Source organism: Leeuwenhoekiella sp. MAR_2009_132 (genome assembly GCF_000687915.1).
GTDB lineage: Bacteria > Bacteroidota > Bacteroidia > Flavobacteriales > Flavobacteriaceae > Leeuwenhoekiella.
Genome location: NZ_JHZY01000002.1, coordinates 624,156 through 648,758, shown reverse-complemented (window position 1 = coordinate 648,758; position 24,603 = coordinate 624,156). Strand labels below are relative to the sequence as shown.

Genomic DNA, 24,603 nt, shown 5'->3' with positions numbered 1-24,603 from the left:
CCAGCAGGTAACACCGTGTATAATTCATTGCTAGTACTCGCCTACTTACGAAAATCCTTGCGGATTATCTATTCGGTTTGTATTTGCTAAATTAGTTGCTGAAACACGCAACGAAATCATACACAAACACGTTGTAAACAATAGCACTGAAAATTCGTTAAAGAAAAAAAACAATAAAAATCTAAATATGATAAAGAACTTATTACTTATTTCACTGACAATGTTTCTTACGACTCTAAGTTTTGCGCAGACTCGTACTAATGACATTTCAACTTTCTACATTAATGTTTTTATAAATTCCGACAAACAGATCTTCGTGGAATCTGACAAAACTGACTTTTCAAAAGTGACAAATGAAATTAAAGGAATTATTGATAAGCATCAGTTTAAGATTGATGAACAAATTATCTTTCGACTTTTTGCAGATGAAAATTTAGAAATGGGATTTATAAGTGATGTGAATCGACAAATGAATAATGCTAATTCTGACAAATTGCAAACTCAAAGATATCTTCTCAATACGGTTCAATTGAACATTGACGGAAAAAATTGGTTTGAATCTAAAAAAATAAAAGAACAAATTCGAAATTAGCTAAAGTTTACAACATCGGTTAACCTACAAAAAGCTGGTATTTAGTTAAAAGTATTATTTTAGTCTTCAAGCAAGAAATAGTTTAGCTGACTTTATGACGTATATAAACCCGCTTCTTGCGTTAACCAAGACCGTTGTGTGTAACCAGAAAAAATTCAAACTAAGAAAATGACCTTGAAGAAAGATATATTTGAAAGATTAAAATGTGGAGAACAAGTTCCTTTTAGCGATCCTGAATACTCTAAAATTCCAATTGCTGTGGAAGAAACCAAAAAAATCACAGTAAAATTGAATAGCGCATCAAGCTCAAATGAAATCAGAGAATTATTAGGTCAAATAACTGGAAAATTCATTGATGAAAGTACAACAGTTTTCACTCCATTTTATACCAATTATGGTAAGAATATTAAAATCGGAAAAAATGTTTTCATTAATCACGCTTGTTCATTTTTAGATTTAGGAGGAATAACAATTGATGATAATGTAATGATTGCTCCACGAGTTAATCTAACATCTGAAAGTCACCCAGTTCAAATTGAGAATAGACAAACCCTAACAACTGGACATATTCATATTAAACAAAATGCTTGGATAGGAACGAACGTAACAATTCTTCCGGGAGTAACAATTGGTGAAAATTCAATAGTTGCTGCAGGGTCCGTTGTTTCTAAAGATGTTCCTGAAAATTGCATTGTTGGTGGAACTCCTGCAAAAGTTATTAAAACTATAGATTAGAAATCATTTAACTTCCTTATTATAATTAAATTTTAGTAAGAAAATTAATTTGAGATGGCTACACACAACAACGGTTATCACAAATAACGGGTTTTATCTAAAAAGTGTATTTTAGTATCCTAAGTAAGAAAATAATTAAACCGACAAGTTCGCATCCCTACTCCCGCAACTTGTGTTAACCGAGACCGTTGTGTGCAATGTCGGAGCAACCGTGGAAAAACAAAAATCGAGATTAAAATAAAATATGTTCTACAAACCTAAACCGAAAGAAAATCTGGATTTAAGAAATAAATTATTTCTCGAAACAGGAATACTTTCCCTAAAAGAACAGGGATTTGAAAAAAGTCCGTTCAAATCAGATTGGTATGGAAGAACAAATCATAATGATTTCTCATACACATTGAACAGATTAGAAATAGAAACTCATATTCTGAGAAATGAAAATTGGATTCAAATTAGATTAAACATTTTCAATCTAACACCTGAAATTAATTCTCTTGAGGATTTGATAAACTCTGACGGGTTAAAATTCCATTTGCCGCCTAATAGTCAAACTGAAATGAGATTACGTTCGGATACTTATAATTGTATGCCTTTATTTTATATGTTGTTTTTACCTGAACATAAAATTGGACAGTATTTTACGAAAAATGGATTTAATAAAAGACTGAAAAAGTTATCTGAACTCATACATAAAGATATGCGGAATATTGATTTTTATATAACCAAATGGAAAGAAAAGCATAATCCAAAAACTGTAAATTGGAAAAGTGAAACTATTGAAAAAACAAAAAACACTGCACACAACAATGTATAACCGCAATTACGGCGGATTCGACTACGTCCGAATCCACTCGGAATTGCTAACGTCTGTTCCAAACCGAAAATTAACGCATATTAACCCGTAACTGACGGTTATACGAGACCGTTGTAAAATATAAAATTTGTTCAGATCTCTAATGAACGAAATATATTGAGTTTCATACCTCACTTTCTATTAAACTTACAAGTCTTACTCCTTCCCTAGTGTCGCTTTTTTGCGAAGGTCACGGATGAAAAAAATGATTTTCAAAACTGTATCTAAGCCGTTCGCAAAAGCTACCCTAAAAAAAAAAATCATTTTTCTGTTTTAGTCGATCTAAGACCGATAATACATTTAACAACAATGCATAAAAGCAATAACGGCGCTTTTGTTGTTCGTTTATTAAAGGATTATAGTATTTTAGTGCTGTTGGTGAAAAGTAAGTAACTCGGCTTTTTTCTGCCAACGCTAATAAAACCAAAACACAAAAAAAGCCGGAAACTCGTTAAAGCTTTTATACGGGACCGTTAGGGTGCATTTGAAATGAAAAAAATCACATACATCATATTATTGCTTTTCATTGTAAGTAGTTGCAAAAATTCGATTTCGGAAGCGGACAAAAAACGTGTGACTGAATTAAACGAAAAAGCAGTTGAATACAGAATGAATGGAGATTTGGAAAACGCAAAAAGAAATTATTCAAAAGCTATCGAAATTGACCAATCCAATACTTTTATCCGATATGAACTAATTGGAGTTTATGTTGAGCAAGATAGTCTGGAAAAAGCATTCGAACTTTTAGAAAAAATACCAGCTGAACAAAAAGAAACCGAATATTACTACCAAGTAAAAGGCGGACTTTATGAATTTAATGGACAAAAAGAACAAGCAATTGAAAACTATAAAAAAGCTCTTGAATTAACGGATAATCCAAAAGTTAAAGATGAAATGGATTTAAGTCCTTTGGTCAACTACGCAATGCTCGAAACCTTAGCTGGAAAAAAAGAGCAAGCCGTAAGTAGACTAAATGAAACTTTAGACTTGGATTGGCTAACTGAAAGCAATAAAGAATATCTCAAAACTTTCAGAAACGAATTTGAATTTTATCAAGGAAACGGAACTTTAGAATTTGACCCAAAAAGAGATATTATAATAAAAACAACAAATTCAGATAGTCTTGAATTAGTTTTAAGAAAAAATCATATAAACATTTCGGGAAGTAGTTCGAGTAATGGAAATGATACAACCGAAATTTATTTATCGGAAAAATATCGAACTGGAATAAATAAACTGAATATAAAAACGCACCCTAACAATGGCTATAAGTAATTGCTTGTTCTCGCCTACTTCTGAAAATCCTCGCGGATTTTCAGTTTGGTGTGTACTTGCAAAGTTAACCGCTAACCCACGCAACTACTCATAGCCGAGACCGTTGCCACACATTTAAGAAAATCGTGCTCAATTAAAAAATATGGGATTATTTGACATTTTTGATAAAGGAAAAAAAGATTCCTCATCAACTACGGATAACGGAATTTTAGGACCAACATATCTTGAGGGCATTACTGAGCAGATAGCAAATCCTGTGAAGTTGAAATCTATTGAATGGAGAAGAAAGCTAAAAACAAAACTTGGTCAAAATAAATTTCAGATAAAATATTACGGACAACTTCATCAAGATTATAAGAATTTAATTATGGGTACTGATTTTGCACCTCCAAAAATTTTCGCTGTTGACGTTACGAACGGAAATGAAATTTTATTATTTGATGGTTGTAATCACGGATATAATTCAATGTTCTGCGACAAATATTCTAATGACCAAATTAATAATAGAATAGCTGAAAAAATTTATACCGATGAAACAGGAAATGACCAATTTGAAATAGTAATTTCTACGTATTACGGAATAGATTACGAAGATGAATTCAGAAACGAAGTTGACGAAAACGGAAATATTGAGCTCATTAATGGATTAAACGAGGAATTCAATATTGTAAAACGAAACGGATTTGATTCTTTGCAAATTTGGTCGATTAATAAAAGTGGAATTAAAACGGAAATAGTTTCCAAAGAGTTAGCGTAAAAAAACGTGTGGCAACAATGTATAAAATTAATGGCTAGTCCTAGCCTACTTACGAAAATCCTTGCGGATTTTCTATTTGGTGTTTATTTGCTAAATTAAGTGTATAAACACGCCACTAATCTTATACAATCACGTTGTGGTGCATTTTGACAAACTTTAGAAATGAAATTAAACATTGCCATATATTCCATAATCTTATTTCTATCGGCAAGTTGCAGTAATCAAAAATATGAGATTAAAGATTATGGATTTCCGAAAAAGGAAAATGATAGTTTAAAAGTGTCTTTAAAATTATCGGAGTTTGAAAATTATGGCTTACTCGTTGACAGGATTAGAGAAATAACTTGTAATGACAGTTTTCCAAAAATGGTTTTCAAAAAAAATAAAGTGATAAGGAACATTTATCCAATTGAAAATTGCAAACCTTTAATTTATGACCCCGAAGGAAAACATTACGTTACATTTCGTGGAGGAAAACCATATAAAGCAAGTACAACAATAGAAATTGACACCGACTCTCTAAGGTCAAAATTAAAAGATGATTTTTCATATTATCGAAACTCAAATCCTGTAAAAAATCCTGAAAGCTACTTAGTAATAATAGAATCGGAACGGCAAGATAATGTGGACGGAATTGAAGATTTTTTAAGTAAACTAACTCAGGAGTTTGATAAGTTAAAGGCTGATGTGGAATTAAATATTTCATTTTGGGAGGTCGTACCTTTTCTGCCACCACCGCCCGCAATGGAAAACGAAAAACATACTGGATAAAAAAACGACACCACAACAAAACCTAAACTTAATGCGGACTTTAGGGCTTAAAGCTAAGGTCTGTGTATATTTACTAAGTCGCTAAATCTTTGGGATTTAGCTTTGGACAAAAAAAAGAAAAAGCAAAACCAAAAGCTTTAGCTTCGTGCGAAGACGGAAACGAAAAGTTTCCTTACAACCGCACTACGCTTAGCTAAACCGTTGTAGCACATTTGAAAAGAATGTAAACCAGAATGAAATATAAAACTCTTATTCTAGATTTTGATGGCACATTAGCCGACACAAAAGAAAGCATTATACAAACTATGAAATTTGTTGCCCATAGTTTTAATCTCCAAAACGTTGATGAAAATCTAATAGAAAGTTTGATAGGGTTACCTCTGAAAACTACCTTCGAAAAAGCCTTTTTACTTGACGAAAAATTGATTGAGGAGGCGACTTTGATTTATCGTAAACATTATAATGAAATTGTGATCGACACAATTTCTCTTTTTGATGGTGTAAAAGAAACCTTGTTGGATTTATATTCTAAAGGAATAAATTTAACTGTTGCATCAAGTAAAGGAAAAGCTGCATTAATTAAGATTCTCAAAAAGCAAAACATCTATGATATTTTTTCATTTGTAGGTGGAGAAGAGGATGCAAAAAATAAAAAACCATCACCTGACATCGTAAATCTCATAATCGATAAATACAACTATCAATTGAATGAATGCTTAGTTGTTGGCGATACAATTTTTGACATTGAAATGGGACAAAGGGCTTATGTCGATACGTGCGGAGTAACTTATGGCAACAACACAAGGGAAAAATTAGAAAAACAAAAACCAAACTATATAATTGACAACTTCAGAAGTTTAACTGAAATTCTGAATTAAAAAAACGTGCTACAACAATGGCTATAAGTAATTGCATGTTATTACCTACTTCTGAAAATCCTCGCGGATTTTCAGTTTGGTGCATACTTGCAAAGTTAAGCGCTAACCCACGCAACTACTCATAGCCGAGACCGTTGCCATTCATTGCGGAACGCACTCTGAACGGAAAAAAACGAAATTTATGACAAAAAAAATAGCCTATTTCTTAATAATAGCTTCAAGTCTTTTGATTGCTTACAATATATATGAAAATGAACCATTTAAAAATTCGATATCAAGTATTCTCGTAATAATTTCAATGCTATTAATTATTTGGGATAGAAGAAAAAAAGAGTGATTTAAAATAAGGTCTGCCTTTTAGCTAATTTTCGGAATCGGAAACTGAACTGAAACCCAAACTGAATTTGGAATTTAGCAAGTTGCGGAATTGCTCACTCGAAATTTGAATTGAAGAAGTTGGCGGAATTAAAAGCTGACTGAATTTACTCAAACGCCGAAAATCGGAAAATGGAATTTAGCGAAATAATTTGAACTGAAAAAACAACGAAATGGCAACACCGTGTATAATTAATTGCTTGTTTTAAGCCTACTTACGAACATTCCTGCGGAATATTCTATCTGTGATTTATTTGCTAAATTAGTTGCCTAACCACGCAACTAACTATACACCGAACCGTTGTGCGTAAACTGAAAAATGAAACTAAATTTTTACATCTTACTTTTAATTCAATTATTTAGTTTTCAATCATTTTCGCAAGAAATCGTAATGAACGGAACTATAATTAATGCCGAAAACCAAAAACCAATAGAATTTGTGAATATTGGAATCTTGAATAAAAATCAAGGAACAATAACAGACCCAAATGGAAAGTTCATTCTGACCATTCCCAAAAAATTTACGTCGGATAGTATTACAATTAGCCACATAAACTATTATTCTGTAAATATCTTGGCCGAAAACTTCTCAAATCGGATAATCGCTTTACAACCTAAAACCAGGGAACTTACAGAGGTTGTCGTTTCAAGTAAAAAAAGGAAAAATAAAAAAATCGGAGTTAAATCATACAGCAGACTTTTATCAATGCGTGTTATTTCCAAGAACAATGATATTGTAGAGGCCGCACAAAGAATTAATATACCAAATGAAGAAATCAAGGTCAAAGCGGTAAATTTCGCTATTAGAAAATGGTCAGAAGTGGAAGGAGTAAAAGTTAGAATCAACTTTTATAAAAATTTGGATGATACGCCTGACGAAAAGATAGTGCTTAAAAACATTGTAGCGGATTTACCAGCTCAAACGGACTCGGATTGGATACGAATCGACCTTAATGAAAATGATATTTATATCTCAAAAGACTTCTTCGTAGGAATTGAATTTATACCAAATTTCAAAAAACCAACAATAGTGGATTTGGGAGGTATATTAACAAAAGGAAAAGGTTATTATAGAGAAAATAGCTTAGGTAGCTGGACAAAATTAAATGGAGGAGCATCCATCAATGTTGAAATAGGATACTGAAAAAAGTCTACGCACAACAAAACCTATAAACAATACGGGCTTTGGGGGTATTCGCTGGGTTTGTGTATTTTTATGAAGACCGCAAAATCTTATGGATTTTGCTCTGGAAAAGAAAAGATAAATCAAAACAATAAGATTTAGCTATATGCGTGGCGGAAAGCAATCGCTCGTTTGCTCCCGTACTGTTCATAGCTCAACCGTTGTAGCCAATTAAAACAAAGTACGAATGAACAAAATAATTTTTATCATAATTCTTTCTTTAGGATTTTCAGACTTTTCTTTTTCTCAACAAAAAGTGCTTGATAGTGTCAAATATATTCCAACCGAGTTTGTCAAAACTTTATTGAAAGAAAATGATAGTTTAAAAATTACATTTGATAAAACGAGAGAAAAACTAACGAAAGAGCAAATTGAAGGAATATTCTCAAAAACTAAAAACAAAGAATATGACATTAAAAAAACTCGAATTGCACTAGAATTGACCTCATTATTAGGTGATAATTGGAATTTTGATGAAACCCTTAAACCAGAAAACACTTTAAACTTCAAAACTATTGAAGAGCTTGAGAAATTCAACAACTCTTTACCAACTTCAGAATCAGTCTCTTTTGAAAATGATGGTAGTTTAAAAAGAAAAGAAACAACTTTTAAGAATGGTTCAAAAGAGATTATCGAAAAGGATAGAAATGGAAATTTTATAAAAAAAACAATAGATGAAAATGGAAATGAAACTATTGATAAAATTAAAGACATTTCTGAGATAAAAATCAAAAAACCAAAAGTTGAAATAATAAAAGAATAAAAACTGGCTACAACACCGTGTATAATTCATTGCTAGTTCTTGCCTACTTGGAAATTCCTTCGGAATTTCCTCTGGTTCGTTTTAGTTTACTAATTTAGTTACTTAAACAAGCAACGAAATCATACACAAACACGTTGTGGTGCATTTTGACAAACTTTAGAAATGAAATTAAACATTGCCATATATTCCATAATCTTATTTCTATCGGCAAGTTGCAGTAATCAAAAATATGAGATTAAAGATTATGGATTTCCGAAAAAGGAAAATGATAGTTTAAAAGTGTCTTTAAAATTATCGGAGTTTGAAAATTATGGCTTACTCGTTGACAGGATTAGAGAAATAACTTGTAATGACAGTTTTCCAAAAATGGTTTTCAAAAAAAATAAAGTGATAAGGAACATTTATCCAATTGAAAATTGCAAACCTTTAATTTATGACCCCGAAGGAAAACATTACGTTACATTTCGTGGAGGAAAACCATATAAAGCAAGTACAACAATAGAAATTGACACCGACTCTCTAAGGTCAAAATTAAAAGATGATTTTTCATATTATCGAAACTCAAATCCTGTAAAAAATCCTGAAAGCTACTTAGTAATAATAGAATCGGAACGGCAAGATAATGTGGACGGAATTGAAGATTTTTTAAGTAAACTAACTCAGGAGTTTGATAAGTTAAAGGCTGATGTGGAATTAAATATTTCATTTTGGGAGGTCGTACCTTTTCTGCCACCACCGCCCGCAATGGAAAACGAAAAACATACTGGATAAAAAAACGACACCACAACAAAACCTAAACGTAATGCGGACTTTAGGGCTTAAAGCTAAGGTCTGTGTATATTTACTAAGTCGCTAAATCTTTGGGATTTAGCTTTGGACAAAAAAAAGAAAAAGCAAAACCAAAAGCTTTAGCTTCGTGCGAAGACGGAAACGAAAAGTTTCCTTACAACCGCACTACGCTTAGCTAAACCGTTGTAACACATTTAAAACCAATCATAATTGAACAAAAATCATAAATTGGAAACTCTGACAACCGAAAAAATAAAGCGGAATTTTATGCTAATTAATTCAGCATATTTTTATGAGATTATTTATGACGAAAATCGGAGATTTTTTGATTTGTATTTAACTTTTGGAACAAAAGGAATTTCAGAAAATCATACAAAAACATATAATGACCTAATTGAAAACTTGAATGGATATTTGACTAAAATTAGTGAATACATTAAATCGACTTACTCAAACTCTGAAAAAAAGAAAACGGATGAACTTAATAAAATAAAATTGAGTTTAAGTGTAGTTGAGATTTCAGATTACAATCAAGAATTTGATACTGTTATAATTTGTGAAAAGGAATATAAATATTTCGGAATTTTTAAAAAAAATATCGGAATTAGAACCGAGATTAAAAATGGTCGAATAATCTCAATGGAGAGAAAATCTGATACCTTAAAAGAAAATAAAAAAAACGTGTTACAACACCGTATATAAGCTATGGCTTGGTCAGTCCTCAGTTGGAAAATCCTGCGGATTTTCCAAAGATAGTTTATATTTGGAGAGGTCTGTGCCGAGACGCGCCACAGCTCATATACAAAAACGTTGTAAGCCATTTTGACCAAACCAAGAAACCTATGAAATACATTTTTACTTTTGCTCTTCTATTAATTTCTTTTCAGACTTTTTCACAAACCGAATTTTTCGTAAATACTGAACTTCTAAATGTAAGAAGTGGAGCGGGAACTGAATATGATGTTGTAGGACAAGTTAAACTCAACGAAAAAGTTATAGAAATTTCTAAATCTGGAAATTGGTCAGAAGTTAAGACAGAGAATTTTCAAGGCTTTGTTTCATCCAAATACATAAGTACTATAAATGAAGAATCAGAAAAAAAAGAAGAAGATAGTTCTATAATTGGTTGGTTAATTGGTCTTGGAATTTTAGGTTATATCATAATTAAAGTGAAAAACTTTTTTTCTGGATTGTTTGGTGGTAAATCTTCAAATACAACGAATAGGACAACTTCAACACCACAAAAAGAAAGACGAAGACAATCTGGTAATAGTGCTGTTTACAGATTTAGAATAAAGGGAAATGGTTCAGCTGGTGGAGTGAAATATGCAGATGGTATGAATGTGGAAGTTGCTGTTACAGGTTTGGGTTCAGGTGGCTCACCATTTAACAATATTGTAGAAAAAAAATTCGTTGAAGAATTTGCAAGAAAATACAATATTGAACCTCGCTTTCATTCTGGAATAAAAATGTTATTTAAACGTGATAGTGTTGACGTAGAAATCTTATAAATCCTATGAAACCAAATATTTTCAATATTGCAACCAAAGAATTAAATCAAGATGCTTTTTTAACTTGGCTTCTTCAATATTCAGATATTGGATGTAAAAACACAAACACGCCTTTAAACAAGTGTGGTAAAGAATTTATTACAAGTTTAATACAAACTCAAATACCAAATTTCGATGAAGAAATAGTAAATGTTGAGGCTGGAAGACAATGGCAAAACATTGATGTTTGGGCAGCCATAAACGAGAAATATTTGATAATAATTGAAGACAAAACTTTCAGTTCTTTTCATTCCAATCAATTAGAACGTTACAAACAAATTGCAGTTGATTGGTGTTTAGAAAAAAAATACATTGAACCAATTTGTGTTTATCTAAAAACTGGAAACGAATCAATGCGGAATTTGGATTTTGTAATAAAACAAGGTTTTTCGATATTTCAAAGACAAGATTTTTTAAAGATTTTAGAAAAATATACAGAAATCGAAAATGATATTTTTACTGATTTTAAAGAAAGGCTTACAAAATTAGAGCATTCCAACAATCAATATTCCAATAAGATTATTGGCGATTGGAATGGTGCAGATTGGCAAGGTTTCTATCAATTTTTAGAAACAGAAATCGGTTTGGTTAATTGGCATTATGTAAATAATCAAAACGGCGGATTTTGGAACGCGGTTTTAAATTGGGACTATTGGGATATATTTCCTGTCTATTTACAAATTGAACAGGGTAATTTATGTTTTAAAATATCAACAGACCCTGAAGAATTAGAAATGCCCAAAAACATTACAAGAAGTCAAATACGGAACAAAATTTATCACTTAATTACAGAGAACGCAAAGAAAGAAGGTTTAGACAAGGTTAAAAGACCTGACCGATTTGGACACGGGAAATATATGACTGCGGCAATTGTCAAAAAACATAATTGGCTTGGTAAAAAAGATGATAAAATAGACGCTATAAAAATCGCAGAAACGCTAAAAGAATACAAGAAGTTTCTAAAAAGAACCGTAGAAAAAACGGCTTACAACAACGTATATAGCTCATAGCTAATTAGTTGCTTAACCGAAGTTAGAGCATATTTGGAAGTCCGCCAATTTTTTTAATTTGGCTTATTGAGAAAAAAGGTAATAAGAAAATTAAAAAATTCGGCTCGTGCTTAACCGTATAGTTATCGCTAATTTACACGCTACGAGCCATATACTAACCGTTAGCAACAAGGCAAGACAAACATTGAGAACATTTATAAACATATTGATTATTCTTTTGCTTGTGATTTCTTGCAAGCCAAATAAGAACGAATTGAAAACTTCAGAATTTGAAACTTTCGAACGAGTGATGGGCGAAAATTCTTGGGGCTTTGTAAATCAAAATGGAGAAGCAGTTATACCTCTAAATAAATATAAATTTCTGAATCCGATAGATGAAGAAGGTATGATTTTAGCTCAATCAAATGGAAAAAGTGGTTACATAAACATAAAACAGGATACCCTAATACCCTTCATTTATGACGATTTAAGTGTTTTCTCTCACGGACTTGCGCCTGCGAAGAAAAATGATAAATACGGTTTTATTGATAGAAAAGGTAAAGTAGTAATACCATTTAAATACGAAAACGAAAGCCATTTTTACAAATGTAGATTGGCACGTGCTAAATTAAATGGCAAATATGGTTTTATAGACCAAAGTGGTAATGAGATTGTTCCCATTCAATTTGAAAAAGTAAGAAGTAACAAAATCGACTCATTGGTGTGTGCAATGAAAGACGGAAAGTGGGCATTTTTTTCTTGTTCTGGCAAACAATTGACCGAATTTGAATACGACAAAATAACTGAATCTTACTTTGATGATAGAAATTACACCTATTTTGAGAGAGGACTTTGCCGAGTAGAAAAAAATGGCAAAGTAGCTTATCTAAATAAAGACTTCAAAGAAGTAGTGAATTTTGGAACTTATGATATTGCAGAACCTTATCGAAATTATTTAGGAATTGTATCAAAAAAGGGCAAATATGGAATTATTGATACACTTGGGAATGTCGTTTTACCAATCAAATACGACTTTATCGAACATCCAACTGAATACTCAAACGAATCTGACCTTTTCGCAATCAAAAAAGGCAAAAATATACAGCTTTTAGATAACAGAGGAAATCCAATAACCGATTTTGACATCAAAGAATTTGAATGGGATAGTTATAAAGGCAAAGAATCATACCATAGATATTTCGTTTTAACTAACAGTTCTGGAATGGTAGGAACTGTTTCGGACAAAGGAATAAGGGAAATACCTTTTGAATACGAAAAAATTGAACCATTTGACGGAAAGCCAATTACATTCGCTAAGCGAAATGGAAAGTTTGGATTAATTGACCATAAAGGAGAAGTTCAATATCCTTTCGAATTTGAAGAAATTATTTCTGTTAGTTCTGATGATTATTTCATAGCGAAAAAATCAGATAAGTATGGTATAATTGATTTTAATGGAAAACAAATAGTTTCTTTTTCATATGAACATATAGACCCTACTTATAATGGTTTCTTGGTTAAAAAAAATGGATTAATTGGGAAAATAGATATTGAAGAAAATGTGATTATACCTATTGAATATGAGGAAATATCCAATTGGGTAGAGTATGGTCCTGATGAACATTTCGTAACTAAGAATGGAAAAAAAGGGTTGATAAGCAGAGATGGAAAAATAGTTATACCGACAGAATATGATGAAATTTCAGTTGATAATTCCAAACTTATTAAAGTAGCGAATAATGGTGTTTTTGGAACAATTAATTGGAAAAACGAAATAATTCATCCGATTCAATACAAACAAATTTTATGGGAATGGCCATATTTAACTAATAAAGAGTTAGATACTGTATACTTAAAAAGGAACGGGAAGTACATATCAACTGATACGAAAGGAAACATATTAGAAGAAAATGTCAGTGAAAAGCTGATTAATGAAAAATTCGGATATTTATTAAACAACTGATAAAGCCCAGTTGCTAACAATGTATAAAAAAAATAGGGCAAAAAGTGCTTAACCGAAAGGTTTGTGTGTATTTGTAAAGTCGCCAAATTTTTAAATTTGGTATAATTGAAACAAGAAAAGATAATTAACAAAATTTAAAAATTTGGCTTTAGCTTAATCCGAAAAATATCGCATACACCTGCCCTACTTTTCTTATACTAGACCGTTGTAGTGCATTTGAGAAAACCGAAAATATGACAAGAGACGAAGCCCAAGACGCGTGGGAAAAAATAGTTGAAATTGGATTTTCCAATTATGAAAAACTTACTCGTGAACAACGAGTTTGGTTTAATGTTGAACCTTTGACAACTGGCGGATTATGGGACCATTATATGAATTACGGAGCTGACAAAAATGCCGATACGATTGAGGATTTGGAATATCTGAATTTTAATTCGGTGGCTAACCAATTACGTGAATTTAACAAAACCTATTTGCCAAATGGAATTCCAGAAGGACCAGATGCTCGACAAGAGGAATTCGAAAAATTTGATGAAGACGAATTCGAGGACTACATTGAGGAAATGGACAATAAATTTTGGAAAGTATCAGACGAACTGGAAAATGCTCTGTTGGAACATATAAATAACAGCGGAATTGGAAAATAAAAACGCACTACAACAATGTATAACCGCAATTACGGCGGATTCGACTACGTCCGAATCCACTCGGAATTGCTAACGTCTGTGCTAAACCGAAAATTAACGCATATTAATCCGTAACTGACGGTTATACTAGACCGTTACCACACATTTGATGAAAATCGGAACTACCATTTTTATAACATTAATTTTATTAGTCATTGTCGTATTTTCAATGGGTGGTGGACACGGAACTTATTTGCTTGCAAAAGTTGTTTATCCAATTACAATGATGATTGCTATTTTAACAAAAAACGGAATTGGAATTTTGCCGACCATAATTGCGATTGTACAAATTCCAATCTATGCTCTAATTCTGACTAAAAAACCGAAATGGAAATTTTACTTAATTGGAATTCATATAATTTTAGCAATTGTCTGTTTGAACTTAACAACTGAAACTTTTTCTGGATGAATACGTCTGAATTTTTTAAAATTAAAACCAATTATATCTGAATTGGAATTAGGTCAGTTCTGTTTTTCGGAATTCTATTACTTCTTATTTTGATTGAGATATTTGCTTTTTGGGGAATTTATGGAGAAGGAGCAACTGCGAGTCGAATTTCGGAATTATGGCATGTTGACATAATTTTAAATTATTTGCCGATTTTAATTGTTGGTGGATTTTTAATTTAAATAATAATAAAAAAAATAGAAAACAAGAATATGTGAAATTCAAAACGAATTTAATTACACTTTTGATTTTGATTTTTCTATTCTCAATCAGAAGTTAAATTGAAAGACTGATTTTCTGAAATGAATAATAAAAACGTGTGGTAACACCGTGTATAATTAATTGCTTGGTCACTGCCGACTTACGAACATTCCTGCGGAATATTCTATCTGTGATTTATTTGCTAAATTAAGTGCTTAACCACGCAACTAAACATACACAAACCGTTGGCAACAATATGAAAAAAACGACAGTAATACTTTTAATGGTCTTTGGTCTAAATCCCATTTTGGCTCAAATCGATGAAAATATTCACGAATTGAACTCAATGGAAAATCTTTTAACCGATGATGTTAAAAACATTTTAAAGGCAAATTTAGCTGATAAAAAAGTTGTGTTTTTGGGAGAATCTGAACATCATATTGGTTCAGATTTTTTAGCGAAAACTGAATATGTAAAATATTTAGTATTAGAGAAAGGATATAAAGACATTGCATTTGAGGCGGATTTTTTCGGACTTTATTTTGACCACGATAAAACAAATTTATATTCGTTCTGGTCTCGTTCAGTTCAATGCAAAGAATTATTTAAATTTTTAAAAGAGCATAATGTAACCATTTGGGGTTTTGATAATCAAATGGGTTCTGGTTATACTTGGAATAATTTCAAAAATAAACTGACTGAATTTCTAAAAAATAATTCTATTAGTTTTGATGAAAAATTCACGGAAACAACTGAAAATTATATCAAAAACAGAAAGAAGGCAAACGAAATTGTTGGTAAATCAAATTTAGAATACCTAATTAATGAGGTTGATAACCTAATAAAAAATGATACAGTAATAAAAGATAAACTTTGGTCTCAATTTTTGCAAAGTTACAAAAGCGACATTATTATAAATTCAACTCATAAAAGCAATAAAAAAGGAATACCAGTTAGAGACAGTCAAATGGCAAAAAACCTGGATTTCTTGGTTAATTCAATGCCTGAAAGAAAATTTATTGTTTGGTTAGCCAATGCACATATGACAAAATACGAATATGATTTTATGAAAAGTCAAACTATGGGAGGACAATTCGTAAATATAAACCCTAATATTTCATATCATATTGCTATTTCATCAATCCATATGCCTTATAGAAAAGAGAATTGGATAGAGAAATCTAGCAAAGACACTGGAAACTTACTTCACTTATTACCGACAACTGAAAAGAATTATTTTGTTGACTCAAAACAACTAATTAGTGAAAATCCAGCATATTCGGAAAAAGAATTTGAAGGGATGTTTAATCTTGAGGAAAATAAAACCAATTGGTTCAAGCATTTTGATGCATTAATATTTATTTCCAAAGGAGAAAAAGTAAAATATCTTAAATAAAATACTGTTGCCAACACAGTATATAAAAAATTGCTAGTTCTTGCCTACTTACGAAAATCCTCGCGGATTTTCTATTCGGTTTTTATTTGCTAAATTACGTACTAAACCACGCAACAAACCATATACAACAACGTTACCACCAATTTGAAAAACCGTCATTTCCTGAAATAGGTTGACTAAAAATCAATCATTTAATTCAGGATCAAGATGAAAGACAACAAACCTCCCTGCCCAAAAAAACAGTATCAAAAAGTAAGCTTTGAACTCAAACTAATGATCATTGACCAAATCCAAAATGGTCAGATCTCCGTTAATTATGCTGCTAAATCCTACAACGTTTCAAGATCTTCTATTGACTATTGGCTAAAAAAATACAGTACCTTAGAACAAAAGAAACGTGGTATGAGTAAACAAGATGAAATCAAAAAGCTAAAAGATAAAATTAAAGAACTGGAGTTTGTAAAAGAGTTTCAAAGGGATTACATCGCTAATCTCGAGAACTTATCAGGACTTGATCTAGCAAAAAAGCATTTGCCCGAAGCATTGGCCAAAGAGATAGAAAAACGCAAAAGAGACCTTTTAAAATGAAATGGGTTTATCAATGTTTCGGGATATCTAAACAAGCTTTTTACAAGCGTCTGGCAACACATCAAAAGTCCAACAAGCAAGAACTGGCAATTCTTGATCTTATTGAACAGGTCAGAAAAGAAATGCCCAAAACAGGCGGTTTAAAACTATATAAATCAATCAAACCGGCTCTTGTTGAAAAGAATATTAAAATGGGCAGAGATCGCTTCTATTCACTTCTTAGAAGACATCGACTGCTCATACCCAGAACCAAAAGAGCACATATCACAACAAACTCTAAACATCACTTTTATAAATATCCTAATTTAGTTAAAGACTTCATTCCCCAAGCTGCAGAGCAGCTGTGGGTAAGTGATATCACCTATATCAAAACAGATGGTGGTAATGCATATCTGGCACTGGTAACAGATGCCTATTCTAAAAAAATAATGGGTTATAAAATTGATGATCATATGAAAACAAGTCTTTGCATCGATGCATTACGAATGGCCTTAGCACAACGAGAATATCCAGACCAAAAGCTAATTCATCACTCCGACCGCGGTTTGCAATACTGTAACCCTACCTATACTAACTTCGCAGAGAGAAACGGAATCAACATCAGTATGACTCAGCAATACGACCCTTATGAGAATGCCGTAGCCGAACGAATAAACGGAATATTAAAACAGGAATTTGGATTGGGTAAAACAATTGTGAGTCTGAAATTAGCTCAGAAAATGGTTAAAAAAGCAGTCAAAATCTATAACTCAAAACGAATGCATTACAGCCTGGAGTTTAGAACTCCGGAATTTGCTCACAGTAATCAAAATCATAATTACAGACAATACAGAAAAATACCGATATTAGTAACTCAATAAAAACAAAATAGTAAACCGACAACTGGTCAACCTATTTCAGTATAAGACAAACTCTTGAGGATTAAAATAAATATACGGATTTCAATGATTGGAATATTTCTTATTTCATTGGTTGCTTGTAAAAATGATGTTAAGTCCGTAAAGATAGAACTCACTTCATCTGAAAAGGAAAAAACAAAAGACAGCATAATATTGACCAATATAACTGACTTTTTAGAAAATAATCAAAGTTCAGTGGTTAAGAATTATCATTTTCTGTGCGATTCATCAATGATTCGTCCGATTAGAGAATATAACATAAATCACAAGATTGATAATATAAAAATTCGCGGAAATAGTGTGAGGATTACACCTATTCCTGAATCATTTAAAATAACTGATGGACCATTAGCTGAATACCAAATAGAAAATGATAGTTTAGGAAAATTGGCGAGTTATTTTATAGACATCAAACTGGATTCTAACTTGGAAGTTTCTGATTTTTATGCAACTTTAAGGTTTATGAAAGAAAGTAACGGAATTGAAAAATTATCATTCAAAAAAGAAATTTCCGCAACGGAAAACTATTTGATTGAAGAAAAACTGAATAAAAACTGGTGGTAACACCGTGTATAAGCTATGGCTAGTTCTTGCCTACTTGGAAAATCCTGCGGATTTTCCTCGGGCATATATCGGTTTGGAATGTTCCGTAACGAGTCCACGCCACAGCCCATACACATAACGTTACCTGCAAGCTGTACCACTCATAATGACAAATATAGAATTAGAAAGACATAATGATTTTTTATTAAAGCAAATTGAATTAACTAGAAAAAGAATTATTCAACCAATTTATCGAGGTGATTCTCTCAGAAATCTATGCTACAGATTAAATGTTGAATTTAATGAAATGAACACTAACATTGAGACTCTATTGGATAGACTGTTTATGGTTGGTGAGAAAGCTCAAAGATATTACACGGATAATGAAAATTTCCGAATTGAAGAAGCTGATGATTATGTTTTTAATAAAATAGTCAAGTACTATAATGATTCTTTAAAAAGCAAAAACAAGAATACTATATTCTTCTTTGAGAGAAATAAAAAATTCACTGAGTTTTTTATGAATAAAGCAAACAAGAAGATTTTTATTCAACAAATTGAAAATGCTGACCATCAAGAAAGAATAAATATTCGAAATTATTATTTAATAATGCTACATCAACTTGCTGCAATTAATTATAAAAAAAAATCTCATTTCGTATCAACAACGAAAGATTATAAAATTGCAGAAATGTTTGCTAATGGTAAACGAGAAAATTATAGAATTATATTGCATTGTTGGTTTCCAATAAGAGCAAACAAAAATGTTTTATTAAAATATGGTTTACCAACGTATTCTATTCACCCTTATCAATATCAAAGAGAATATTCAATATTAGGTGGCATTTTACCACATTTCATTTCTGGTTTAGAATTAATTGAATCCAAAGAATTCTATCCAAATCCTAATATTTTTAAACAAGAAATTGATAATTCAACATTTTTGAATGGACTTAAAATAAATCAAGAAAATTTTCACAACATTGCTAACTTAACCAATTACAAAAGAACGTTAACAACAGATGGAAATAAAACTTGGGAAAACTAAAAGCCTGCAGGTAACAAAGAACTGAGGTAAAAAACAACTCTTTTCTATATTAAATTTGAGACATAAGTATCCTTTGCTAAAATCTGTAACTACAGATCTTAACTGTTTCACTTATTTCATCTTGGAGCTATCCTTTATGTATAACAGAAACATAATTTTCATCGTAGGGTAATCCTGATTTAGCGATAGCAAAAGCCTGCTTTAAAAATTTATTAGCCACTGCAATCAATGCCAGTTTTTTACTCTTACCCTTAGCTACGATTCGATCATAAATTTCCTTGCTACCTTGGTTGTATTTACATGCATTGAACGCGCATAAAAACAATAGGTTCCTTAGCTTTTTGTTTCCCATCTTACTGATCCTGCTTCTACCTCTTACACTACTCCCAGATTCCCGTATTGTCGGGGTGACCCCTACATAACTGCACAGTTGAGAGGCCTTCTCAAACTTAGAGAAGCCATCTGTTATCACAACTAAAAATAAGGCCGTTTTAATACCGATACCAGGTATACTAGTTAATAAAGTTAGTTGTTGCTGTTGATCTTGTTTAACAAGCTCTAACAAACGATCTTCGATACCTTTCACTTCTTTATTTAAATGTTTAAGATCACGCTTTAAAGACCTGTAAACATATTTAGATGGCGTGCCCAGCACTTCTTCCCCGTGAAGTTTGTTTTTAGTTGCCGTACGCTTCTTTAAATAACTATCCATTAACCTAAAGAGCTGTAGGCATTCTGCCTGTACATCACTAAGGGCATTGTAAACAGTAACCTCGTTGAATAAAGCATACTCACAAATAGCTTTGGCATCGCTCTTATCTGTCTTTATCTTTGAAAGTTTCATCTGAATAAAGCGCTTGACTGACAATGGGTTTACTACAGATACTGTAAAATCTTTTTTGTAAAGAAAATGTGCAAGCCGATAATGGTAATAGCCGGTAGCTTCCATAACTACCAAAGAATCTGAGGCTAGTGTTTTGACAAATAATTTAAAACCCTGCTCATCATTCTTATATTGAGAATGACTGCTTTCACTACCATAAACATCAAAGACATCCTTACTGATATCAACTCCAAAAGTTTCTTTATATTTATTCATAAGAACTGATTTTATGAAAGAGCATACTACCTTAATCACAACAACTTGAAAACGAGGTCGAGCCTCACAGAACTGAACGTGGTTGAAGTAGTAAAAGAGAGGGGATTATCAATGTTGACGAAGTCTAACGCTTCAGCGTATAACATAACCTTAATCTTCTCTTTGTTCTTTCTGATTTATACTATCAATTTAAAGAGAATCAAACTTAAGATGTATAACCGCAATTACGGCGGATTCGACTACGTCCGAATCCACTCGGAATTGCTAAAGTCAGTGCTAAACCGAAAATTAACGCATATTAACCCGTAACTGACGGTTATACTAGACCGTTACAAGCAAGCTGATAAAAACTGTATGAATATAAAAAAACTAATCATTTTCACCTTACTTATTCATTGTTTCATCGTAATAGGAGCTGGACACGGAATTGGGGTTATGGGAATGATTGATGTCATCGGAATTATTTCAGTTCCTTTAATGCTAAAAAACGGAATAGAATTTAATTTAAATGGTGGATTTGAAGATAGATTATCTTTGGTGATAATATTATCAATTTTAGGTAAATTCACTTTAATAATAAGCTTGTTTCTTAAAAATATTCGGACAAAAAATCTAACTGATTATTTGGATTAATACTCTTATGGACTTCAGTTTACTTATTATCTTCTGGAAATTGGAATTATTACTTGCTTTACGAAATTGCATTTTGGACAAGTACACCGTTTCTGATTTCATCAATTTTTTTGACTTTTTATATTATAAAGGATATATCCCAAAATAAAATGAACATTAAACTGACTAAAAAAAAATAAGGAACCGAAAAAAGCCAGCTTGTAACACCGACTATAATTCATTGCGGCGGAATTTACTACCGAAAATTCCAGACTAGTTTACTATCTTTCAAGTATGGCGATAAGAATTCTGCGGATTTTCCAGCAACGAAATCATAGCCAAGACCGTTGACAAACATTAAAAACTGAGAACTACAATTAATATATCAATAAAATGTAGTTACTTTGTAATAACATTTAGTAAATTATGGAAACATCAATAATAAAAATCGGAAATTCAAAAGGGCTTCGTTTGAGCAAGACCATTTTGGAAAAGTATAACATCAAGGACAAAGTTGAACTTATTCTAGAAAAAGGACAAATTATTCTTAAACCAGTTGCTTCACCAAGAAAAAATTGGGAAAAAGAATTTAAAAAAATGAATGAAAACGGAGACGACAAGTTACTTATGAACGATGTGTTTGATGATGAAAACCTCGAAGAATGGATTTAAAACAATATTCAATTGTTCTTGTAAACCTTGACCCAACAACTGGAAGTGAAATTAAAAAGACAAGACCTTGTGTTATCGTTTCGCCAAATGAAATGAATAGATATTTGAATACAATCGTACTTGCGCCAATGACAACTAGCTTGAAACAATATCCGACTAGAGTTTCAGTAAAACACAACGGAAAAAAGGGAATGATTGTAATCGACCAAATTCGCACAGTTGATAAAACCAGAATAATTCGAGTTTTTGAAAGTCTAACAAAATCGGAAATTGAAAAATGCAAAGAAGTAATAAAAGAAACCTTTGTGGACTGAAAAAAGTATTAATGCCCAACACCGGTAACCCTTGCACAAGCCTTTAATTCTTAGAAAATATCACTTATTTAAACCGCTTTTAGGCGGTTTTCTAGTTTTATATCGTTTGTAAATTAGCAGAATGAAGTCTCTTTAAAATGTACTTATATTCCTGATTTAACGTCATCGTGAACTTTAAAAACAAGCCTCTGCATAGATGCCCTGCAAATGGCATTAACACAACGCAACTACCCACATCAAAAGCTCATTCACCATTCAGACTGCGGGTTGCAATACTGTAATCCTACTTATACCTCTTTTGCTGAATTAAACCAGATTAACATAAGTATGACTCAGCAATACGACTCATATGAGAATGCCGTAGCCGAACGAATAAACGGAATATTAAAACAGGTATTTGGATTGGGTAAAACAATTGTGAATCTTAAACTAGCTCAGAAAATGGTTAAAAAAGCAGTTAAAATATACAACTCCAAACGAATGCACTACAGCCTGGAATTTAAAACTCCAAACCTCACTCACTCAAATCAAAATCATAATTACAGACAATACAGAAAAATACCGATATTAGTAACTCAATAAAAATAAAATAGTAAACCGGTAACTGGTCAACCTATTTCAGTACAAGACAAATGAACAGATTAATAATATTAGCTTTTTTGATTTTAACAAGTTGTAGTTCAAACGGACAAAACAACTTTGAGGGTTATAAAGTTCTCAACCGAAATCACAACAACTGAATTAGCCCCAGAAGGATTTCAAAAACAATTGAATGACAAATATGGAGACAGTTTATTAATGTATTACTCTGTAAATGGAAACTTCCGTAGAGTTCATCTGAATAGTGCTGAATTTGGAGCTGATTCACAATATTATTTTGCGAAAAAAGCTAAACTCTATTTTACGAACAAAAACAATTCTCAAGTTGACTCTTTGGACACAAGAGAAAACTCTCTTAAATTATTGAGTAAAGGGAAAATCAAAAATCAGAAAATAATGAATTTAGATTGTGAGTGTTATGAATTCAAAGCTATTAGCATATACAATCAAAATGTGACTTTGAATTATTGCTACAATTCCGAAAGTCCGAAAATCAATCCCGAATTATATTCTGACCACAACGATTTCTATTTGAATGAATATTATGGGCTTGCCAAAAGACCTTATCTAAAATTTTCAATCAAAACGGAGGAATTTAAAATAACTTATTTGGCGAATGAATTGATTGAAAAAGAAATTGGAGAAGAAATATTTAAACTAAAATAACTGTGCCTAAACCCGTTAACCGTTGCACAAGCCTTTAATTCTTAGAAAATATCACGTATTTAAACCGCTTTTAAGCGGTTTTCTAGTTTTATATCGTTTGTAAATTAGCAGAATGAAGTCTCTTTAAAATGGACTTATACTCTTGATTTGGCGTTATTGTGAACTTTAAAAACAAGCCGAGCATCCCTGCCCCACTTTTACGCGTTTTTCAATAAACTGCAGGTATTTTTTGAAGTTGTAGGCAATGGCGGAGAGCTGAATTTTAGGGTATCTTAAAGCCAGATAGGGTACTTAAAATCAGGCGTAACTTAATTTAAACCTGTAGCCGTATTTTTTGACTAGACATTTAAAAAAGATGTGTTTAACTCCTTGACATAATGAAATTATCAAATTTGGCTTGAGAAAAGCCTAATTTGACTACATCAATACATAAGCGTTATTAGAATTTTGTTGCTCACAAATGAATATAATAAAATGAAAATAACACTTACAAGTTCATTAGGAAACATCGGGAAAACACTTGCTGAAAACCTTATTAAAAAAGGTCACGAAGTAACAATTATAAGTCACTCAGTAGAACGAAAGGCGGAAATTGAAAACATCAACTGTAAACCCCAAATTGGCTCTTTACAGGATTTAGATTTTTTAATTGCTGCTTTTTCTGGTGCAGATGCTGTTTTCTTAATGAATCCACCGGATTACACACAACCTGATATCAGAGAATATTACAGACAAACAAGTACAAATTTTGCAAAAGCAATTGAAACAACAGGAGTTTACCGAGTTGTACTTTTAAGTAGTTTTGGAGGGCACCTCAATTATGGAACAGGACCAATATTGGGTTCGCATTTTTCAGAAGAAATCATCAAACAACTACCGAAAATAAGTCTGACCATATTAAGACCAACCTACTTTTACTACAATCTCAATAATTACATTGATATGATAAAATATACCGGTCAAATTTTAGCCAATTACGGTACAACTAAATTTCCACTTGTTTCGCCAAAAGACATAGCAGAGGTAGCAACTTATGAATTAGAAAACAATCAAAGTAGTTTGTTTAGATATATTGCAAGTTCAGAACATACCGGACAGGAAATTGCAACGGCATTGGGTCAAGCAATGGGTAAACCAGATTTGAAGTGGACAATAGTATCAGACGAAGACATAAAAAAAGGAATGGAACAAAATGGAATACCTACCCACATAGCCAGTCTATTTACTGAAATGTATCACAGTTTAAAGAATGGTAGGCTGACTGAAAATTATGAAAACAATAAACCCTCAGAGATGGGTCGTGAGAGTCTTTTAGACTTCGCAAATGAATTTGCTACATTGTACAATAAATAGAA

28 protein-coding genes are annotated in these 24,603 nt (G+C 31.8%); 27 read left to right on the top strand and 1 reads right to left on the bottom strand.

Annotation, left to right across the window (positions count from 1 at the left end):
• Positions 1-316 precede the first annotated feature (316 nt).
• The 21 genes from P164_RS02795 (at position 317) to P164_RS02695 (ending at position 19,285) form a co-directional block, all read left to right on the top strand.
• On the top strand, positions 317-592 hold the full coding sequence (locus tag P164_RS02795) for a hypothetical protein (RefSeq protein WP_125411738.1): 276 nt from the start codon (positions 317-319) through the stop codon (positions 590-592).
• A gap of 168 nt (positions 593-760) precedes the next feature.
• A complete protein-coding gene (locus P164_RS02790) occupies positions 761-1,327 on the top strand; it encodes a sugar O-acetyltransferase (protein WP_028374958.1) in 567 nt (188 codons plus the stop codon).
• Between the two features lie 244 nt (positions 1,328-1,571).
• Positions 1,572-2,144 (top strand): hypothetical protein, encoded by a 573-nt coding sequence (locus P164_RS02785; RefSeq protein ID WP_028374957.1) that lies wholly within the window; start codon positions 1,572-1,574, stop codon positions 2,142-2,144.
• 528 nt (positions 2,145-2,672) lie between these two features.
• A complete protein-coding gene (locus P164_RS02780; protein ID WP_028374956.1) occupies positions 2,673-3,458 on the top strand; it encodes a tetratricopeptide repeat protein in 786 nt (261 codons plus the stop codon).
• 142 nt (positions 3,459-3,600) lie between these two features.
• Complete coding sequence (locus P164_RS02775) at positions 3,601-4,215, top strand: hypothetical protein (RefSeq protein WP_051621158.1); 615 nt, start codon at positions 3,601-3,603, stop codon at positions 4,213-4,215.
• A 162-nt stretch (positions 4,216-4,377) separates the two neighbouring features.
• Entirely contained in the window at positions 4,378-4,986 is a 609-nt protein-coding gene (locus tag P164_RS02770) for a hypothetical protein (RefSeq protein WP_028374951.1), read from the top strand.
• A gap of 233 nt (positions 4,987-5,219) precedes the next feature.
• Positions 5,220-5,864 carry an HAD family hydrolase gene (locus tag P164_RS02765; RefSeq protein ID WP_028374954.1) on the top strand — a complete coding sequence of 215 codons (645 nt, stop codon included), beginning with the start codon at positions 5,220-5,222 and terminating at the stop codon, positions 5,862-5,864.
• Positions 5,865-6,630: 766 nt separating this feature from the next.
• Positions 6,631-7,383 carry a carboxypeptidase-like regulatory domain-containing protein gene (locus P164_RS02760; RefSeq protein ID WP_159106000.1) on the top strand — a complete coding sequence of 251 codons (753 nt, stop codon included), beginning with the start codon at positions 6,631-6,633 and terminating at the stop codon, positions 7,381-7,383.
• A 226-nt stretch (positions 7,384-7,609) separates the two neighbouring features.
• Positions 7,610-8,185, top strand: coding sequence for a hypothetical protein (locus P164_RS02755; RefSeq protein ID WP_028374952.1), 576 nt, complete (start codon positions 7,610-7,612; stop codon positions 8,183-8,185).
• A gap of 162 nt (positions 8,186-8,347) precedes the next feature.
• The gene (locus P164_RS02750) at positions 8,348-8,956 is read left to right on the top strand and encodes a hypothetical protein (RefSeq protein ID WP_028374951.1); all 609 of its coding nucleotides are present in this window, start codon (positions 8,348-8,350) and stop codon (positions 8,954-8,956) included.
• A gap of 246 nt (positions 8,957-9,202) precedes the next feature.
• Positions 9,203-9,676 (top strand): hypothetical protein, encoded by a 474-nt coding sequence (locus tag P164_RS02745; RefSeq protein WP_125411737.1) that lies wholly within the window; start codon positions 9,203-9,205, stop codon positions 9,674-9,676.
• Positions 9,677-9,816: 140 nt separating this feature from the next.
• Positions 9,817-10,485 carry an SH3 domain-containing protein gene (locus tag P164_RS02740; RefSeq protein ID WP_028374949.1) on the top strand — a complete coding sequence of 223 codons (669 nt, stop codon included), beginning with the start codon at positions 9,817-9,819 and terminating at the stop codon, positions 10,483-10,485.
• Positions 10,486-10,490: 5 nt separating this feature from the next.
• The gene (locus P164_RS02735; RefSeq protein ID WP_028374948.1) at positions 10,491-11,534 is read left to right on the top strand and encodes a PD-(D/E)XK nuclease family protein; all 1,044 of its coding nucleotides are present in this window, start codon (positions 10,491-10,493) and stop codon (positions 11,532-11,534) included.
• A 253-nt stretch (positions 11,535-11,787) separates the two neighbouring features.
• Entirely contained in the window at positions 11,788-13,476 is a 1,689-nt protein-coding gene (locus tag P164_RS02730; protein WP_125411736.1) for a WG repeat-containing protein, read from the top strand.
• Positions 13,477-13,709: 233 nt separating this feature from the next.
• Positions 13,710-14,123, top strand: coding sequence for a DUF4375 domain-containing protein (locus P164_RS02725; protein ID WP_028374946.1), 414 nt, complete (start codon positions 13,710-13,712; stop codon positions 14,121-14,123).
• Between the two features lie 148 nt (positions 14,124-14,271).
• Positions 14,272-14,571 (top strand): hypothetical protein, encoded by a 300-nt coding sequence (locus P164_RS02720; RefSeq protein WP_028374945.1) that lies wholly within the window; start codon positions 14,272-14,274, stop codon positions 14,569-14,571.
• Between the two features lie 496 nt (positions 14,572-15,067).
• Complete coding sequence (locus P164_RS02715) at positions 15,068-16,207, top strand: erythromycin esterase family protein (protein ID WP_028374944.1); 1,140 nt, start codon at positions 15,068-15,070, stop codon at positions 16,205-16,207.
• 207 nt (positions 16,208-16,414) lie between these two features.
• Positions 16,415-16,795 (top strand): helix-turn-helix domain-containing protein, encoded by a 381-nt coding sequence (locus P164_RS02710; RefSeq protein WP_028375393.1) that lies wholly within the window; start codon positions 16,415-16,417, stop codon positions 16,793-16,795.
• The gene (locus tag P164_RS02705; protein WP_028375394.1) at positions 16,792-17,655 is read left to right on the top strand and encodes an IS3 family transposase; all 864 of its coding nucleotides are present in this window, start codon (positions 16,792-16,794) and stop codon (positions 17,653-17,655) included. Before P164_RS02710 ends, P164_RS02705 begins: the two co-directional genes overlap by 4 nt.
• 84 nt (positions 17,656-17,739) lie before the next feature.
• On the top strand, positions 17,740-18,258 hold the full coding sequence (locus P164_RS02700; RefSeq protein ID WP_028374942.1) for a hypothetical protein: 519 nt from the start codon (positions 17,740-17,742) through the stop codon (positions 18,256-18,258).
• Between the two features lie 145 nt (positions 18,259-18,403).
• Complete coding sequence (locus P164_RS02695; RefSeq protein ID WP_028374941.1) at positions 18,404-19,285, top strand: hypothetical protein; 882 nt, start codon at positions 18,404-18,406, stop codon at positions 19,283-19,285.
• A 127-nt stretch (positions 19,286-19,412) separates the two neighbouring features.
• Here P164_RS02695 and P164_RS02690 read toward each other — a convergent pair whose 3' ends face one another.
• A complete protein-coding gene (locus tag P164_RS02690; RefSeq protein WP_028374940.1) occupies positions 19,413-20,384 on the bottom strand; it encodes an IS110 family transposase in 972 nt (323 codons plus the stop codon).
• Positions 20,385-20,738: 354 nt separating this feature from the next.
• Here P164_RS02690 and P164_RS02685 point away from each other — a divergent pair, with 354 nt between their 5' ends.
• The 6 genes from P164_RS02685 to P164_RS02660 all read left to right on the top strand — a co-directional run bounded on the left by P164_RS02685 (position 20,739) and on the right by P164_RS02660 (position 24,601).
• A complete protein-coding gene (locus tag P164_RS02685) occupies positions 20,739-21,017 on the top strand; it encodes a hypothetical protein (RefSeq protein WP_028374939.1) in 279 nt (92 codons plus the stop codon).
• Between the two features lie 405 nt (positions 21,018-21,422).
• The gene (locus P164_RS02680) at positions 21,423-21,668 is read left to right on the top strand and encodes an AbrB/MazE/SpoVT family DNA-binding domain-containing protein (protein WP_028374938.1); all 246 of its coding nucleotides are present in this window, start codon (positions 21,423-21,425) and stop codon (positions 21,666-21,668) included.
• Entirely contained in the window at positions 21,659-21,982 is a 324-nt protein-coding gene (locus tag P164_RS02675; protein WP_028374937.1) for a type II toxin-antitoxin system PemK/MazF family toxin, read from the top strand. The genes P164_RS02680 and P164_RS02675 overlap by 10 nt, the downstream gene beginning before the upstream one ends.
• A gap of 207 nt (positions 21,983-22,189) precedes the next feature.
• Positions 22,190-22,564 (top strand): integrase core domain-containing protein, encoded by a 375-nt coding sequence (locus P164_RS02670; RefSeq protein ID WP_051621156.1) that lies wholly within the window; start codon positions 22,190-22,192, stop codon positions 22,562-22,564.
• 117 nt (positions 22,565-22,681) lie between these two features.
• Positions 22,682-23,248 carry a hypothetical protein gene (locus tag P164_RS02665; RefSeq protein ID WP_028374936.1) on the top strand — a complete coding sequence of 189 codons (567 nt, stop codon included), beginning with the start codon at positions 22,682-22,684 and terminating at the stop codon, positions 23,246-23,248.
• Positions 23,249-23,722: 474 nt separating this feature from the next.
• Positions 23,723-24,601 carry an NAD(P)H-binding protein gene (locus P164_RS02660; protein WP_028374935.1) on the top strand — a complete coding sequence of 293 codons (879 nt, stop codon included), beginning with the start codon at positions 23,723-23,725 and terminating at the stop codon, positions 24,599-24,601.
• The last annotated feature ends 2 nt before the right edge of the window (positions 24,602-24,603 follow it).

Coding starts and splice junctions, on each gene's coding strand:
- P164_RS02780 (WP_028374956.1), top strand. CDS start 2,673: ATGAAAAAAATCACATACATCATATTATTGCTTTTCATTGTAAGTAGT.
- P164_RS02695 (WP_028374941.1), top strand. CDS start 18,404: ATGACAAATATAGAATTAGAAAGACATAATGATTTTTTATTAAAGCAA.
- P164_RS02680 (WP_028374938.1), top strand. CDS start 21,423: ATGGAAACATCAATAATAAAAATCGGAAATTCAAAAGGGCTTCGTTTG.
- P164_RS02750 (WP_028374951.1), top strand. CDS start 8,348: ATGAAATTAAACATTGCCATATATTCCATAATCTTATTTCTATCGGCA.
- P164_RS02715 (WP_028374944.1), top strand. CDS start 15,068: ATGAAAAAAACGACAGTAATACTTTTAATGGTCTTTGGTCTAAATCCC.
- P164_RS02735 (WP_028374948.1), top strand. CDS start 10,491: ATGAAACCAAATATTTTCAATATTGCAACCAAAGAATTAAATCAAGAT.
- P164_RS02675 (WP_028374937.1), top strand. CDS start 21,659: ATGGATTTAAAACAATATTCAATTGTTCTTGTAAACCTTGACCCAACA.
- P164_RS02790 (WP_028374958.1), top strand. CDS start 761: ATGACCTTGAAGAAAGATATATTTGAAAGATTAAAATGTGGAGAACAA.
- P164_RS02770 (WP_028374951.1), top strand. CDS start 4,378: ATGAAATTAAACATTGCCATATATTCCATAATCTTATTTCTATCGGCA.
- P164_RS02740 (WP_028374949.1), top strand. CDS start 9,817: ATGAAATACATTTTTACTTTTGCTCTTCTATTAATTTCTTTTCAGACT.
- P164_RS02760 (WP_159106000.1), top strand. CDS start 6,631: ATGAACGGAACTATAATTAATGCCGAAAACCAAAAACCAATAGAATTT.
- P164_RS02705 (WP_028375394.1), top strand. CDS start 16,792: ATGAAATGGGTTTATCAATGTTTCGGGATATCTAAACAAGCTTTTTAC.
- P164_RS02685 (WP_028374939.1), top strand. CDS start 20,739: ATGAATATAAAAAAACTAATCATTTTCACCTTACTTATTCATTGTTTC.
- P164_RS02660 (WP_028374935.1), top strand. CDS start 23,723: ATGAAAATAACACTTACAAGTTCATTAGGAAACATCGGGAAAACACTT.
- P164_RS02755 (WP_028374952.1), top strand. CDS start 7,610: ATGAACAAAATAATTTTTATCATAATTCTTTCTTTAGGATTTTCAGAC.
- P164_RS02720 (WP_028374945.1), top strand. CDS start 14,272: ATGAAAATCGGAACTACCATTTTTATAACATTAATTTTATTAGTCATT.
- P164_RS02775 (WP_051621158.1), top strand. CDS start 3,601: ATGGGATTATTTGACATTTTTGATAAAGGAAAAAAAGATTCCTCATCA.
- P164_RS02700 (WP_028374942.1), top strand. CDS start 17,740: ATGATTGGAATATTTCTTATTTCATTGGTTGCTTGTAAAAATGATGTT.
- P164_RS02690 (WP_028374940.1), bottom strand. CDS start 20,384: ATGAATAAATATAAAGAAACTTTTGGAGTTGATATCAGTAAGGATGTC.
- P164_RS02670 (WP_051621156.1), top strand. CDS start 22,190: ATGGCATTAACACAACGCAACTACCCACATCAAAAGCTCATTCACCAT.
- P164_RS02785 (WP_028374957.1), top strand. CDS start 1,572: ATGTTCTACAAACCTAAACCGAAAGAAAATCTGGATTTAAGAAATAAA.
- P164_RS02725 (WP_028374946.1), top strand. CDS start 13,710: ATGACAAGAGACGAAGCCCAAGACGCGTGGGAAAAAATAGTTGAAATT.
- P164_RS02710 (WP_028375393.1), top strand. CDS start 16,415: ATGAAAGACAACAAACCTCCCTGCCCAAAAAAACAGTATCAAAAAGTA.
- P164_RS02765 (WP_028374954.1), top strand. CDS start 5,220: ATGAAATATAAAACTCTTATTCTAGATTTTGATGGCACATTAGCCGAC.